General features: G+C 46.5%; 16 protein-coding genes. 1 reads left to right on the top strand and 15 read right to left on the bottom strand.

Going from position 1 to position 15288, the window contains the following annotated elements:
- Window positions 1-47: 47 nt before the first annotated feature.
- The 9 genes from FC96_RS07950 to galU all read right to left on the bottom strand — a co-directional run bounded on the left by FC96_RS07950 (window position 48) and on the right by galU (window position 7958).
- Entirely contained in the window at window positions 48-1421 is a 1374-nt protein-coding gene (locus tag FC96_RS07950) for a DUF2252 domain-containing protein (protein WP_056942611.1), read from the bottom strand.
- A gap of 16 nt (window positions 1422-1437) precedes the next feature.
- On the bottom strand, window positions 1438-2124 hold the full coding sequence (locus tag FC96_RS07945) for a YjjG family noncanonical pyrimidine nucleotidase (protein ID WP_056942610.1): 687 nt from the start codon (window positions 2122-2124) through the stop codon (window positions 1438-1440).
- 43 nt (window positions 2125-2167) lie between these two features.
- Window positions 2168-2365 (bottom strand): helix-turn-helix domain-containing protein, encoded by a 198-nt coding sequence (locus FC96_RS07940; RefSeq protein ID WP_056942668.1) that lies wholly within the window; start codon window positions 2363-2365, stop codon window positions 2168-2170.
- A gap of 40 nt (window positions 2366-2405) precedes the next feature.
- On the bottom strand, window positions 2406-2981 hold the full coding sequence (locus FC96_RS07935; protein ID WP_054660917.1) for a DUF2975 domain-containing protein: 576 nt from the start codon (window positions 2979-2981) through the stop codon (window positions 2406-2408).
- Window positions 2982-3144: 163 nt separating this feature from the next.
- A complete protein-coding gene (locus FC96_RS07930) occupies window positions 3145-3627 on the bottom strand; it encodes a hypothetical protein (protein WP_156403195.1) in 483 nt (160 codons plus the stop codon).
- 127 nt (window positions 3628-3754) lie between these two features.
- Window positions 3755-4600 (bottom strand): aldo/keto reductase, encoded by an 846-nt coding sequence (locus FC96_RS07925; protein WP_056942609.1) that lies wholly within the window; start codon window positions 4598-4600, stop codon window positions 3755-3757.
- A gap of 194 nt (window positions 4601-4794) precedes the next feature.
- Complete coding sequence (locus tag FC96_RS07920) at window positions 4795-5229, bottom strand: universal stress protein (RefSeq protein WP_054660921.1); 435 nt, start codon at window positions 5227-5229, stop codon at window positions 4795-4797.
- Window positions 5230-5248: 19 nt separating this feature from the next.
- Entirely contained in the window at window positions 5249-6838 is a 1590-nt protein-coding gene (locus FC96_RS07915) for an Nramp family divalent metal transporter (RefSeq protein WP_056942608.1), read from the bottom strand.
- 223 nt (window positions 6839-7061) lie between these two features.
- Complete coding sequence (gene galU / locus FC96_RS07910) at window positions 7062-7958, bottom strand: UTP--glucose-1-phosphate uridylyltransferase GalU (RefSeq protein ID WP_054661126.1); 897 nt, start codon at window positions 7956-7958, stop codon at window positions 7062-7064.
- A gap of 453 nt (window positions 7959-8411) precedes the next feature.
- Between galU and asnA the strand changes: the two genes are divergently transcribed.
- On the top strand, window positions 8412-9419 hold the full coding sequence (asnA, locus tag FC96_RS07905) for an aspartate--ammonia ligase (RefSeq protein WP_056942607.1): 1008 nt from the start codon (window positions 8412-8414) through the stop codon (window positions 9417-9419).
- Window positions 9420-9662: 243 nt separating this feature from the next.
- On the opposite strand, the gene larD (FC96_RS07900) is transcribed toward asnA, so the two are convergent.
- The 6 genes from larD (FC96_RS07900) to larB all read right to left on the bottom strand — a co-directional run bounded on the left by larD (FC96_RS07900) (window position 9663) and on the right by larB (window position 15282).
- Window positions 9663-10373, bottom strand: coding sequence for a D/L-lactic acid transporter LarD (gene larD / locus FC96_RS07900; protein WP_056942606.1), 711 nt, complete (start codon window positions 10371-10373; stop codon window positions 9663-9665).
- Between the two features lie 269 nt (window positions 10374-10642).
- On the bottom strand, window positions 10643-11653 hold the full coding sequence (locus tag FC96_RS07895; RefSeq protein ID WP_054660923.1) for a HoxN/HupN/NixA family nickel/cobalt transporter: 1011 nt from the start codon (window positions 11651-11653) through the stop codon (window positions 10643-10645).
- A gap of 21 nt (window positions 11654-11674) precedes the next feature.
- On the bottom strand, window positions 11675-12499 hold the full coding sequence (gene larE, locus FC96_RS07890; protein WP_156403193.1) for an ATP-dependent sacrificial sulfur transferase LarE: 825 nt from the start codon (window positions 12497-12499) through the stop codon (window positions 11675-11677).
- Between the two features lie 23 nt (window positions 12500-12522).
- Window positions 12523-13233, bottom strand: a complete 711-nt coding sequence (gene larD, locus FC96_RS07885) for a D/L-lactic acid transporter LarD (RefSeq protein ID WP_056942604.1) — start codon at window positions 13231-13233, stop codon at window positions 12523-12525.
- 1 nt (window position 13234) lies between these two features.
- Window positions 13235-14518 carry a nickel pincer cofactor biosynthesis protein LarC gene (gene larC / locus FC96_RS07880; protein ID WP_054660927.1) on the bottom strand — a complete coding sequence of 428 codons (1284 nt, stop codon included), beginning with the start codon at window positions 14516-14518 and terminating at the stop codon, window positions 13235-13237.
- On the bottom strand, window positions 14515-15282 hold the full coding sequence (gene larB, locus FC96_RS07875) for a nickel pincer cofactor biosynthesis protein LarB (RefSeq protein ID WP_056942603.1): 768 nt from the start codon (window positions 15280-15282) through the stop codon (window positions 14515-14517). The genes larC and larB overlap by 4 nt, the downstream gene beginning before the upstream one ends.
- Window positions 15283-15288 lie beyond the last annotated feature (6 nt).

Here is a 15288-nt window from a genome sequence, read left to right as displayed (position 1 = left end):
CTAAAAGCCCCTCATCGACATTTGCCGACGAGGGGCTTTTAGTATCGTTATCTATCCGCTACCTGACTCAAAAATCGTTGGTAGTCCGTCTTGACTTGTTCGTCGTACTGCATCGTCCAATTGGCGAGCGCTTCCGGCAGACCATCGCAGTTGTCCAAATACCCCTTGATCATCGGGGCCGTTGGACTCTGACTATGGGCGACCGCCAACAGGAAACTGGTGGTTTTGACATATTTTTTATACCATTTCCAAGACAGTTCATTCAGCTTCACCGAAGCCTTCATATCCCGGAACTGACGGACATAATAGCTCCGTTTCCCGGCGTTGAAGTAGCCAATGAACGCATCCGACGCGGTTTGAAGAATTTTTTGAGCCGCTATAATTCGTTGGCCCTCGCTTAGTTCCCGGTGAAGCTCAAGATCGGCTGCTTCAGGAATAAACGCATCTCTCACCGGCAACGCCTCCTTGATTTGTAAGACCAAGTGACTGCCATCGTTAGCCGTTAGCAGCAGTAAGTAACAGCGAGTCCCAAAGCTCCCGACCCCCACACTATGCCGGGCAATATCGGTTAAATGATACTGAGTGAGCAACAGGGCAACGTCGTCTGCCACGGTCCGGCGGTATTCTTCATAGCCGGCGACCAATTGGGCATAGGTTTTTTCATCAATGTGAACCGTCTGGGGCGCGTCTTCGACAAAGTGCAGTTCACCAGTCGTATCCGTAGTCGTGTATTTTTTGATCACCTGCGACGATGTGCGCTTCGTCGCTTGTTTTGTGATGGCTTCAATCATATCATCTGAATCGTGAAACCCCATGAGATTCTCCGCAAGGTTGCCGATTTCACTCGAAAAATTAAACCGGTCCAGGGTGCTTAACGACATCGCATAATCAATGCCTTTACAGTAACTCTTGACCGCTTTTTTCACCAAATGATCCAACTGCTCACCCGCAAAATCGTTCAGACTTCCAGCTAGCTTCACACTGACTAACAATCGTCTGAGGTCATTTTCCCAATGCCCAATGTGTGCTTCATCAAAGTCGTTCAAATCAAAAATTAACTGCCGCTCAGGACTGGCGTAGAACCCAAAATTACCCAGATGGGCATCACCACAGGCTACTACTGGAATATTGGTGTTCACCTGCTGTTTTAAATCCCCCGCCATGAGCTCCGCTGTACCGCGGTAAAAGGAAAAAATATCAGCACCCATCTTTTCATGACGCATGGGAATTAAGCCCTTAATGAGTTTATTTTCCACTTTTTGAATCCGTTTCCAGGGATCACGCGCTACCGGAATCATCTGGGCTAACTTTGCCGGATCGGTTTGGATCGCGTTATCCCGCCCCCTTTTGATCAACACGTCCATGGGCGTGTTCATCGTGACCTGTTCGATATCAAACATTGCATTCGTCGTCTTTGCCATCACTCATCCTCCACCCTTAGCCAACAATCTTTGGAATCTGACGTAAATCAGCCACTTCGAAGGTGGGCTGCACATCACTGGCATTTACCGTACGCGCAGGATTGAACCAAATGGAATCCACGTTAAACTGCGCCGCACCCAAAATGTCTGAGGACAACGAGTCGCCAATCACCAGCGCCCGTTGCTTGTCAAAGTGCGTAATATCGGCCGCAACCGATTCAAAAAACTGGGGATCCGGCTTCTTAGCCCCCACCACTTCCGAAATGTAGACTTTGTTAAAATAGTCAACTAACCCTGACTCGCGCAACCGGCGCCGCTGAGTTGCAGCAACCCCGTTCGTTATCACGTAAAGCTGATGATCACGCGTCAACGTCTGCAACACCTCTCGGGCGTATGGCAACACCGTGTGCCCTGCTGCCAAATGGCGGCGATAAGTCGCTTCTGCTTGACGCGCATCCACGCCAGATTGCCCCATATGCTCAAACAACCGGTTAAACCGTTCAATGAGTAACGCTGGGCGGGTAATGTCGCCCCTTTCGTACCGCTGCCATAGCTCAGCGTTGACGCGGTGATAGTAAGCTGCGTCTGCCGCTGTCAACGGCTGCTCCATTTCAACGAACAACTGCCGCAGTGCCGCCGCTTCCGAAGCTTGAAAATCAAGCAGGGTATCATCAATATCGAATAACAGGGTGTTATATGCCATGGTTAGCCTCCGAATTTGTTTGTTGTTAGTGTAGCACAAAACTTCATTCTTCGACCGACTTAAAAGGGTCAGGTTCATATACCATGATATCGCCAGGCTGACAATCTAAAACCTGACAAATTTTTTCGAGCGTGCTAAACCGAACTGCTTTCGCTTTACCAGTTTTCAAAATTGAAATATTAGCCGGCGTTATCCCGACCAATTTTGCCAACTCACCAGTATTAATGTTGCGTTTCGCCATGACAACGTTCAGCGTAATTTTGATCACCCATCATCACCACCTAAATCGTTAAGTCTTGTTCTTTTTTCATAGAAAGGGCTTGATTAAAAACGGTGTAAATTAAACCAACCACAATAATTAAAAATAAATAGCTTCCAATATCAGACCAAGTTGCCGCTTGGTAACCAACATTGGTCCGGAATAAATAGCTCTCCGTCATCTGGTTCGCAGCAGCTAGAAAAGTGGTTGCACCGCAGAAGAAGCCCAATGAAATTAGAATATTTTTGATACAATGTTGATTTTCAACCGTGAAATATTTTCCTCGATTCATATTAGCGATAATTTGAAGAAGGGCCCAGGTCACATACAATGAGCCAATCCCTAAAAGCGCTGACCCAATCGTGGTGCAGATACCATAGGGCACTTCAGGGAAATGACTAATGGTCGTTGCCGATAAATGGGCATGATTACCAATAACTAAGTAATCGCTATCATGCAAAATATCATTTGCCGCACTACCAGAAAATAATTGAAGTAACGACCCCAATGGCGTCAAACACTGCAAGGCCGCACCAATCAACCCAAAATACAGAAAAAATGAGACAATTTGCAACCCAATCTTTAACTTCTTAGACATAAAAATCCCTCCAATGAACTTTTATATCCTCATTATGATATATCGTTTATCGATAATCAAGTATTGTTTTTCGATTATACAGGCTAACCTTATCATTTTATTGGATCTTGTGGAACGCACAAAAAAAGGCAACCATCGCTGATTACCTGTCTTGATTCTGCGCTTAACTCAACGCGTGATTTGCTTTAACGACCGTGAACTTGGGGGTCTTCGTGTAAGTGTGGAAGCCCTTGTAAAAGTAGAGCTTACTTTTTGAAATGGCCTTAACTTTATAGGTCATCCGCTTACCATCAAATTGGACCTTGGCCCCCTTTGGTGAATACTGAATCCCCGTTAGTTCGTAGACCCGCTGACCTAAGTAACGATACTTAATTGATTTCAAGCCATACCCAGGTAACTTATAGTACGTGTTATCAGCATCCGATTTTTCGAAGTACTGGCCTTTACTCATATGCGCTGAATACGTCACATAGGCCTTGTTACTGCCAGCACCATTGTAATACCATGTCCCGCGAATAGCGGTTGGTGTTCCGGTATGCCAAGTTGTTTTGGCTTGCGCGTTTAAATGACCAAATCCAATGATTGAAAGTGCAAACGTGAGTAATGCTAATCCTACGATTATCTTCTTATTCGGTTTGATTTTCATGACCTCCCTGTCGAATGGCACCATTATACCCCTCCCAAAATCTAGGACACCGTTTAGAGTAAAAGTTTAGAAAAATAAAAAGAACAGTCACGGTAGGCTGTTTGCCCAACCGCGACTGTCGTTTTAACTAATCCCCAGCCGGGTGCCAACGATCGAGATCGCTTAACCCGTCTAGTGTTTGCATATCGGACTCGCTAATTTCAAAATCAAGGGCCGCGTTAGCTTGAACGTGGGCCATTGAACGAGCTTTAGGAAGCGGTGCAATGCCCTTTTGAATTACGTACCGCAAGGCAACTTGGGACACTGAAACAGCATAGTGGGCCGCAATCTCTGCTAACTCCGGCCGTTTCAACAAATCACCCGTTGCAAGCGGTGAGTAGGCTTGAATCAAAATGTCATGGGCTGCTGCTGTTGTGACGATTGAATCTTGCGTGTGACCCACAAAATATTGAATCTGGTCCACTGCTGGTACGATTGTTAAGCCGTCCCAGCTCAACAGATTATCGAGGTCATGGGAATTGAAATTTGACACGCCAATCGCCTTAGCTCGACCGCTAGCGTAGATATCTTGCATGGCTCGCCAAGTTTCGCGATTTTCGGCATCGTGGTTAGACCCCATATCTGCCCATGGCCACGGGGCGTGAATAATATAAGAATCGACATAATCAACGTCCAAGGCGTCCAAGCTACTTTGAAAGTCAGCCAGGACCCCGTCGTATGTTTTAGTTTCAGCTGGCAACTTGGTCTGGATAAAAACGGCTTCTCGGTCTAAGCCAGAGGCCGCAAATGCTTCGCCAACACTTTTTTCATTGCGATAAGCTTTCGCCGTATCTAAGAAGCGGTATCCCGCCTTCAGGGCGTTTGCCACCGCATCATAAGTTTCCTGTCCCGGTTCGGTTTGCCAAGTCCCAAAACCGACCTTGGGCATTTTGACGCCATTATTTAACGTAAACGTTTCTGTGATGGTTGTCATCATACTCCTCCTTTTGCTACATCAACAGTTTAAGCCAGAATCGGTCCGAATGAAACCGTTTGGTTCATAAAAAAGGCAATTCATCACGTCCTTGAAAGAACGTGTTTCCTTGCCCAAATTCAAAAAAGCGGCGCCACTTAGGCACCGCTCACACTGCACTTGACATGATTTAAACAACCAGCTTTAGCGTATCCTTACCGGATAACGAAGACTGGAATGGGGGCATACTTGGCCATGTAGGCGGCCTGGCTACCGAAGTACTTCCGAACGCCCTTCTTGGCTAGTGAGCCCACGATCAAAACATCCGGCTTCACTTGGGGAATCACTTTTTCGATAATTGTTTCGCCTGGTTCTCCCTCGGCCACAATGGCTCGGACGTGCGCAACGCCCGCTTGTTCAGCCTGCTGTTGGTATTTTAAAACGTGTTGCTCTAGTTCGGCGTATTCGCCATGGAAAAAGTCCTTATCCATCGTTTGATAAACGTTCATGTCATCCCGCTCTAGGATGGAGGTAATGACTAGTTCTGCTTGGTTTTCCTTTGCAAAGGCAATCGCGTAGTCAAAGGCTAACAGGGCGTCTGCTGAATCGTCAACGCCGACCAAAATTCTGTGAAATTCAGTTGTACTCATCTTCTAGTTCCTCCTCGGCTTAGTCCGCAACGTCGTTGTTACTTGGTTCAGCCGCCAACTTGGCAGCAAGTCGCTGGTTTCCCTTGTACAGGTCGTAGACGGTCCAAACGAGTAAGGCTAAGACTGCTGCGATGAGGATGTAAGCAATAATGTTAGCTTGGTGCGTTTGAGCAGCTGTGATGTTGTCCCCGTAAAACCCGGCAATGGAGCCTGGAAGACCCTTCATGTTCAGGAACGTCAGCGCAATCACTGAGATCCAACCAAAAAGCTTCACTAAGAAATTGTTCTTAAACCGTTGCCCCATTTCCAACCGACTATTCGTCATCATTAGAAGTGGCAACATTGAAAATGGCAACGCAAAGGCCAAGAAGACTTGAGAGTTATTCATTAAATTATTGAGCGCTTCATGTTGTTGAATCGGCGTTTCACGGCCAGTAATCGCAACACAAATCAAAACGGGAATCACTGAAATCAGTCGGGTCACTAACCGCCGTAACCATAGTGGCATCCGCATGTGCACGAACCCTTCCATGATGACTTGACCCGTTAACGTCCCAGTAATGGTCGAGTTTTGCCCAGATGCGAGTAAGGCGACCGCAAAGAGGACTGAGAGCACCCCTGACTTAGCAACGCCAATTAAAACGCCGTTACTCAACGTTGAAGTGTTTGACAAGGCTTCAAATAAGCCGAAGAACGATGGGTCTTTGACGGCCCCGGTCTTAAACACCGCGACCCCCATGATGAGGAGCAGTGAATTCACAACAAACGCAAATGAGAGTTGAATGTTTGAATCCCAAGTTGAGAAACGAACGGTTCTCGCCACATCTTCTTCATCGTTGTGGTCAATTTTACGCGATTGTGAAACCGCGGAATGCAGATACAAGTTGTGGGGCATGACCGTCGCCCCAATAATCCCTAAAGCACCTGAAATTGGGGTCATCCCACCAACTGACGGGCTGCTTGAGAAGGTCTCACCCGTTGGAACAAGGCCGCCAATAACTGCTGCCCAGTTAGGGTTTGACAGCGCAACTTGATACACGAAAACAAATAAGATCACTAAAATGAGGCAGACCACAATGGCTTCAATCTTTCGAAAACCGACTTTGGTTAATAATAGCAGTAACAAAACATCAAAAACGGTAATGAAAACCGCATAAACAAGTGGAATATGGAATAACAGGTACAAAGCGATTGCGGCCCCAATAACTTCCGCAATATCGGTTGCCATAATGGCTAACTCAGTTAGAATCCATAGCACGACACCGAGCGACTTACTCGTTCGAGCCCGAATGGCCTGAGCCAAATCCATCTGACTCACGATGCCAAGTTTAGCTGCCATGTATTGCAATAACATCGCAATCAAACTTGACATCAAGATGACAGACATCAGTAAATACTGAAAATTTTGACCACCGGTAATCGACGTTGACCAATTACCTGGATCCATATAACCAACCGCAACTAACGCACCCGGCCCAGAATACATGAACAAAGTTCGCCAAAAGCCCCTGCCTTTTGGAACTTCTACGGTTCCGTTAATTTCCTCCAATGACTTACCATTGGCATACTCAATCAAGTGGTGCTTGCGAGGTGTATTTTGATCTTTCAATTTAAGTCACACTCCCTTAATTTTTGTCACCTGCTCCATTGTACTTCTGTTTCAAATGATTTCAACATGTTTTTTAGGGATACCTTAATAAAGGGGTTCTTTGAGACCGGTTTCTTTACTGTACCTACTCACTTTTAACCCGAACTCAATAAAAATAAGGCGAGCCTTAAAAATAAGATCGCCTTACTTGTTATTTTCAGTTCACTAATCGTGACCCACCCGGTTAATCAACTGGCTCGGCGGCCCGAATCTGATCCGCCGTGGTCAAAATATAACGGCGAAGGTCTGCTTGAATCTCTGGATGGGTCAGCCCATAGGCAATGTTGGTCGTGACGTAGCCTAACTTATTGCCAACATCATAACGCTCACCGGTATACTCGTAAGCAAAGACTGACTCCTGACGATTTAACGCATCAATGGCATCCGTCAGTTGACGTTCGCCCCCTTTTCCAATTGTTAACGTGGCCAACTGGTCAAAGATGGCTGGTGTTAATAGATACCGGCCAATGATAGCTAAATCACTAGGCGCCGTCGCTACATGCGGCTTTTCAACAAAGTGGGCCACCCGGAATAACCCCGGTTCGACGGCTTCAACGGGGTCAATGACGCCATAGGCCGATACCGACTCGTGGGGCACCCGTTTGACCGCTAATGTGGCCGCGTGCGTTTTCTCGTAGGCCGTCATTAATTGGCGGGTCAGTGGCACCCGGTCACGCATCAAGTCGTCGCCTAACATGACCACAAACGGCTCATCACCCACGAAAGACTTAGCATAGCTCACCGCATCCCCTAGCCCGCTTGGGTAGGGTTGCCGAACGTATAAAATATGAACCCCGTCAGCCGTTATTTCTTTGACCAACTTAAGCAAGTGCTGCTTGCCTTTTTCGGCCAGATTTTGCTCTAGCTCGGGGGCGGCATCGAAGTGGTCCTCAATGGCTCGCTTCTGCTTGCCTTCGATGATCAAAATGTCTTCAATCCCACTCGCAATTGCCTCCTCTACAATATATTGAATCGTTGGTTTATCCACAATTGGCAACATTTCCTTTGCTAATGCCTTGGTTGCTGGGAGAAAGCGCGTTCCCAATCCAGCAGCTGGGATCACCGCCTTTTTCACTTTCATCATCACACGGCCCTTCAAATATTTTTTTACTTCTTGAAATAGGATAACATCAAGCTTTATAACCCATTATGGCGGGCCAACCATAAAATAACCTGAAAATGTTATTTACATTTTAAAAAAGTGAGAATATAATGAGTCACAAGATAAAAGACGGAGGAAAGACGAGTACGTCTGGCTAACCTATCAGTGAGTCGGGGCTGAGTGAGAACCCGATGAGGATTAGCCGTTCGGAAAAACACTTTCTTAGTTGCTGACTGAAACATTCGTGGAGTAGGTTTCGCCGTTAACCGGTACGTTACCATCGGTGGAGGATGATTGTCCTTCAGTTTGAGCTGGCCTATTTTGATAGGCAACTTGGGTGGTACCGCGAAAGAAGTCTTTCGTCCCTAGAGATAGGGACGGGAGACTTTTTCTTTTGTCTAAAAACTTTTTAATACCGTGAGGAGAAGGAACATGCATTTAATCATTCCAGAGTCATACGAGCCAAAATTGTCAGTCCGTGAAACACAAGAGGCTATCCGCTACATCCGAGAAACGTTTCAAGACGAATTCGGCCAACAATTGAATTTATCACGGGTCTCTGCCCCAATGTTTCTAGAAAAGAAGACTGGGTTAAATGATAATCTGAACGGTGTTGAAACCCCAGTTTCCTTTACCATGCAAGACATGGGTGCCGAACCCATCGAAATCGTGCATTCGTTAGCTAAGTGGAAGCGGGTCGCCCTCAAACGGAACGGCTTCAAGCTTCACGAAGGGTTATACACGAACATGAACGCAATCCGGAAAGACGAAGACCTGGATAACTTCCACTCCGCTTACGTCGACCAATGGGACTGGGAAAAAGTAATCAGCCGCGAAGAACGGACGATTGAAACCCTCCAAGCAACGGTTAAGCAAATTTTCAAAGTCCTCAAGCACATGGAACACGAAGTTTGGTATAAGTACCCTGAAGCCGTGCACCACTTACCTGACGAAGTTCACTTTGTGACCACCCAAGAACTCGAAGACCGGTGGCCAGACCTGACTCCAATGGAACGCGAAGACGCCATTGCCAAGGAACTTAAGTGTGTCTTTGTCATGAAGATTGGCGGCGCCCTAAAGAGCGGTAAAAAACACGACGGTCGCGCCCCTGACTACGACGACTGGGAATTAAACGGCGATTTAATTTTCTGGTACGAACCATTGAACCAAAAACTCGAAATTTCAAGCATGGGGATCCGGGTCGATGCTGACTCAATGAAGAAACAACTCAAAATTGCGGATGCCGAAGACCGCTTAACCCTCCCCTACCACCAAATGATTTTAAACGAAGAAGTTCCATTCACCATCGGTGGTGGAATCGGTCAATCACGGGTCTGCATGTTGTTACTCGGCAAGGCCCACGTGGGTGAAGTTCAAGCTGCCCTTTGGCCACAAGAAATGATCGACAAGTGTGAAGCTGCTGGGATTCACTTACTTTAATTTTGATTTCTAAGGACCAATTTTGCGCAGTTTGCGTGAGTTGATCCTTTTTCATTTCTTGCTGCCATCTCCGATAGCTGGGGGTCGTGTGCTGTGGGGGACGGGTCGAGACCGCTTTTAAGGCTCGGACCGTCCCCCACAGCGCACCAACCGCAGCCATCAGAGATGCTAATAGAACGCAAAGAGGACCAACACCACAATCCACTGTAGTGTTGGTCCTCATTAGTTGATTCAGAATAAATGTTACATCCCCAGGTAGTACTTCGCAAAGAAGAACGAAGCGACTGCCCCACAGAAAGGTGCGATACCGGGGACAAGAAGACCGTAAGTCCAGTCAGCATTTGCCTTATTTTTGATTGGTAGCAAGGCAAATGCGATCCGTGGGCCCAAGTCCCGGGCTTGGTTCATGGCGAACCCAGTTGGGCCCCCCATTCCCATCCCGATTGCCCAAACCAACAGACCAACACCAATAGGGACGATCCCTGGTGTTTTAATTGTTGCGATGGCCAAAATGCCGGTTAAAAAGACAAACGTAGCAAAAAATTCCACGAAGAAGTTCCGGGGTAAGTTGCGGACACCGGGAGCTGTTGAGAAGATGTTTCTGATGGTCACGTTGTTAATTTTATCGTATGAGTGCTTAAATTGATCCGCGTACATAATATAAACGATGACGGCACCAAGGACCCCGCCAATCATTTCAAAGATACTCGTTTGAATAAAGGTGACAAAGGTGATGTTGCCTAAGAAAAATTGCAATAACGCCATGGCAGGATTAATGGAAACTGCCGGGAAAATAAAGAGTACAATTGAAATTCCAAATGCCCATGTTGTGATGGCAAATAAGTGGCCAGAACCATGGTACTTCGTATCATTTAAAACCGTATCGGCATGGACGCCGACCCCAAAAATAATCATCAGGGCCGTACCCATTAACTCTGCAAGTAACTGATGCATGCTATAACTTCCCACTCTCTTTTCTTTTTTTGTGTGCGTCCGCCCAATCGACCTGACGCTATCTCACACATAGCAACTATCATACCGCTTTGAAGAATCCCAGTAAAGTACGTTTTCATGCGTTTTCAAAACAAAAACGCTAAGCTTATCTAAATGAAAAGTGATCCTGAAATCAATCAAAATGAGGCCTACCCCCAAAGTTAAAGTAAAATCACTTTAACTTTGGGGGTAGGCCTCACTTCCGAATTTGGAAGCAACCCCTTTTTAGCTTACGAATCTGAACGGGTTGGCAAGGAGAGATGGTGACTTCGCCATGACCAACGACCAAACGAAATGGCCCAAAAAATCGCAAAAATCAAGACAAGGGCGTAACCCACCCACCCCATGTCAATATTAGCAATCATTCGGCCCATACCAGCTGGCCAATGAACCGTTTGAAGTAATTCTACCGCTCCGATACTTAATGCTGTAACAGCGGAAAAACTCGTCATAACTAGGTTGTAGCGCAACTTCTTGCCTGGCGTATCAAACGCCCAACTGTACGCAAATAACATCATTGTCGAATCGACAGTATCCATTAGGTTCATGCCTGCTGCAAATAGGATGGGTAACGCAAATATCCCAAATGAAGTGACCGTTGATGCGCTGGTCGTGACCGCCGACAATGCGATCACTGCAATTTCTGTGGCAGTATCAAATCCCAAACCGAATACAAACCCAATAAAGTACATTTGCCAATCATGCCGAATCCATCTGAATAGTGGGGCAAGAAAGCGGGTCAGTAATCCTCTGGAATCCAGTAAAGCGCCTAATTCAACTTGATTTTGATCGCTTTGGGCGTGCGCTTTCAGTCGCCAAAGTTTGCCTAAAATCATAAAACTACTAATCGCAATAATGATCAGAAACATTCCCGAAACCCAGGTCCCAATTTGGCCACCAATGGTTCCAAAAATAGTCAACCGTGCCTTAGCCCAGCCCCACGACGCCCGAACAGCGATGATCATTAGAAAAACCACCGTCGAATGGCCCATTGAGAAGTACCACCCAACACCGTAAGCTGATGTGCCTTGGTTCAACAACCGGCGAACGGTGTTATCAATCGCTGAAATATGATCGGCGTCAAATGCGTGGCGTAATCCCAACGTGTAAGCAAGTAACCCTAACCCCCAGAATTTAGGAGCCGCTTGAGCCGCAATAACAAGTAGGACCAGCCCGATGAGATGCAATCCAAGTGAGAGTCCGTAAAATGGGACGGCCCTTCGAAGGCTTACTTTTTGCATGCGCTCCTCCACTTCTTTGCCTTAATCGACTAAAGCCGCTTTAACTTCGGTGCTTAAACTGTCGTTCATTCGACCCGACTTAAATCCTTCAAGGTCCACAGTCACAAATTCGTATCCTAGATTCTTCAAGGTTGAGTTAACATCAAACATTTGAGCAACTAAGTCGTTCATCTGATCGGCTAATACTTCAATCCGGGCAAGATTATCTTGAACCCGAACTCGAACAGTTGGGAACCCAAGCCGGCGTAGGTAAGATTCTGCTTTCATGACCCGTTGAAGACCAGCTACTGTCAGTTCGGTATTGTAAGCAAATCGAGATGAAACCGAGCAACTTGCAACCTTATTCCAATTAGATAGCCCATTTGCCCGGGCAATTGTCCGGACATCCGACTTGTAGATGTCAGCCAATTGTAAAATTGAAACGGCCCCTTCTTCATCACGGGCTCGTAACCCAGGACGAAAATCGTCATTGTCATCCATAATCATGCCATCCAAGACAACATCGCAGTCATATTGAGCCTTTAAATCGTTCATCTTCTGATAAAAGAGCTTCTTCATCCAGTACCAAGAACTTGGACGGTTGAACTTAATCTCATCGTTAGCCAAATAGTCTAATGTCACACCTTTTACGGTGGCCCCCAGTTCTTGGGCCAAATGGATGGCTTTGGCATATTCTTCGTCAGTAAATAAATCAGAATTAGCCACTACCGCCACAACGTTTTTCTTACCTAGAGTCTTCAATGCTGTATCTAATACAACCGTTGAATCAATGCCACCCGAAAAGGCCACCAAGACCTTGTTGTACGACTTCAAAAGACGAACTAATTCTGCATTTTTTTCACTCATTTTAATTACTTCCATTCTTTAAATTACATTCCAAGATAAAATTTACTAAACAAGAAAGCGGCTACTGCGCCACAAAATGGCGCTAGTCCTGGCACAATTAAACCGTATTGCCAGTCCGCGTTTGCTTTATTTTTAATTGGTAACAGGGCGAACGCGATTCGAGGGCCTAAGTCCCGGGCTTGATTCATCGCAAACCCAGTTGGACCGCCCATCCCCATCCCAATTGCCCAGACTAAGAGGCCGACACCAATGGGAACGACGCCTGGCGTTTTAATCGTGGCAATGGCGAGGATTCCAGTTAAGAACACAAACGTTGCAAAAAATTCAACGAAGAAGTTCCGGGGTAAATTACGAACCCCAGGCGCAGTTGAGAAAATATTTCGAATGACAACATTATCCACTTTATCGTATGAATGCTTAAACTGATCGGCGTACATCACGTAGACAATAACCGCACCAAGAACCCCGCCAATCATTTCAAAGATACTCGTTTCAACGAACGTGATAAAACTAATATTGCCTAAAAAGAATTGTGTGAGCGCCATAGCCGGATTGATTGAAACGGTCGGGAAGATAAATAAGACAATCGAAATCCCAAATGCCCAAGTCGTAATGGCAAATAAATGACCGGAACCGTGGTACTTTGTATCGTTCAAAACAGTGTCGGCGTGAACGCCAACCCCAAAAATAATCATAAGGGCAGTGCCCATTAATTCTGCAAGTAATTGATGCATGTTAAACCATCCTATCTTCTTCTTTATAAGCAAACAGAGCGGCCTGACGAACCTGATCAAGACTAATCTGGTGAGCGTCAGCAAGCGCTGCTGCGGTATCGTGTTCTACCGTAATTTTGGAACCTGTCTCGCTGACCCCAACTTTGACCGTGACGTCGCCCCACTGGGTCGTCACCGTTTCAAATTTTCTAGGCAGCGTTTGACGTTCCATCTTGGTCCATCGAACGCCAAACGTTGTGGTGTGTTCCAATAACAACGCAATCATTGCCGACAACTGACTAGCTGCCGCAATAACCGTTAATTCGTAAGCTGGCCGGTTCTTTTTCATAAATATCGGGGTGAAATACGCATCAAGCGCACCGCCATGGATCAATTTACTGAGTGCAAACCCGAGATCTTCTCCCGTTTGATCATCGATGTTGGCATGGATTTCAAATATTTCATCACCGGTTGAATGAACTTCCTTATGACTGGCCATCGGTGTCAAAAGCAATCCTCTGAGCGCGTTGAGATGACCAGTTTCTCGCGTACCAAACCCGTATCCGACACGTTGAATCTGCATCGTATCAGGAATTGGCCCAAACGACTTAACCGTCAATTTGGCGACGGCAAATCCCGTTGGCGTCACCAACTCCGTTTGAATATCGGTGCGTTGCTTAACTGGGACTTCACTGTTTTGTCGCATTTGCATCACGGCCGGCACCGGCACTGGCATAGTCCCGTGGGCCACTTGGATTGTTCCAGAACCATCTACCAACGCGCCACTCTGAATCCCCTCAATTCCCATGAGGTCAAGCCCAATGAAAAAGCCAACGATATCAACAATGGAGTCAATAGCCCCAACTTCGTGAAAATGGACGGCTTCGGTAGATAGCTGATGAACGTGAGCTTCAGCTTGCGCGATTTCGTTAAAAACCGCGATTGCCTGATCTTTAACGGATTGCTTTAATTCTGAATCATTAATTAAGTGTGTGATTTCCAACAAGTTTCGACCGTGGTGGTGATGATGCTGAGATTTTGAATGGTCAGAATGCGCGTGGCTCACCGTCTCGCTGGCAGTTAACCCTTCATCCGCGTGATGATGGGCCTCTTCCAACACCACATTAAACAAATGACCACCAATTGCAGATCGATTTGTTTTTTCTAAAGTCAAATGATACCCAGACACATGCAACTTCTGTAATTCAACTTGAAATTGGTCATAGTCCAACCCTAAGTCAAACAAGACACCTAAAAGCATGTTCCCGCTCAAACCTGAAAATGGATCTAAATAGAGATAACTCATTTTGTATTCTCCGTTAAATGATTGATTTGACTGGCACTGTAGCCGGCACCAAAACCGTTGTCAATGTTGACGACGGTAATGCCTGACGCACAGCTGTTTAACATGGTCAATAAAGCGGACAGACCACCAAAATTGGCGCCGTACCCAACGCTTGTCGGGACGGCGATCACCGGTTTGTCCACTAGGCCACCGATAACCGAAGCTAACGCCCCTTCCATCCCTGCAATGACAATCACTACTTGGGCCTGACGAATCACATCAAGCCGGGCAAATAGCCGGTGAATCCCGGCAACCCCAACATCGTAGACCCGCGACACTGAATTACCGAAGGCTTCGGCCGTTAACGCCGCCTCTTCAGCCACTCGTAAATCCGAAGTTCCGGCAGTGACGATTGCAATCGTATTCGTCAAACGAGTAACATTGACTGACTGCCAGGTTAGAATTTGAGCATTTTTGTGATAAACCATTAAAGGAAAAACAGCCATCACGGCTGCCGCCTTTTCTGGCGAAACCCTTGTGACCAACACATTCATTTCAGCAGAGACCATGGTTTGAATAATGCCAATAATTTGGTCCGGCGTTTTTCCTTCACCGTAAATGACTTCTGGATAACCCGTCCGGTGCTGTCGATCTGTATCTACCTTTGCGTAGTCTAGATCCACAAATCCAGGATCAACTAATTGCTTCAGCGCTGAGGCAACCGACAACTTGTGGTCGGCAATCTGTTGCAGAATGGCGGTCACCCTATCTTCATCTTCAACCATGATGCC

The organism is Secundilactobacillus kimchicus JCM 15530 (genome assembly GCF_001433995.1).
In the GTDB taxonomy this organism is placed as follows: Bacteria; Bacillota; Bacilli; order Lactobacillales; family Lactobacillaceae; genus Secundilactobacillus; species Secundilactobacillus kimchicus.
This window is presented reverse-complemented; position numbering and strand designations above follow the sequence as displayed.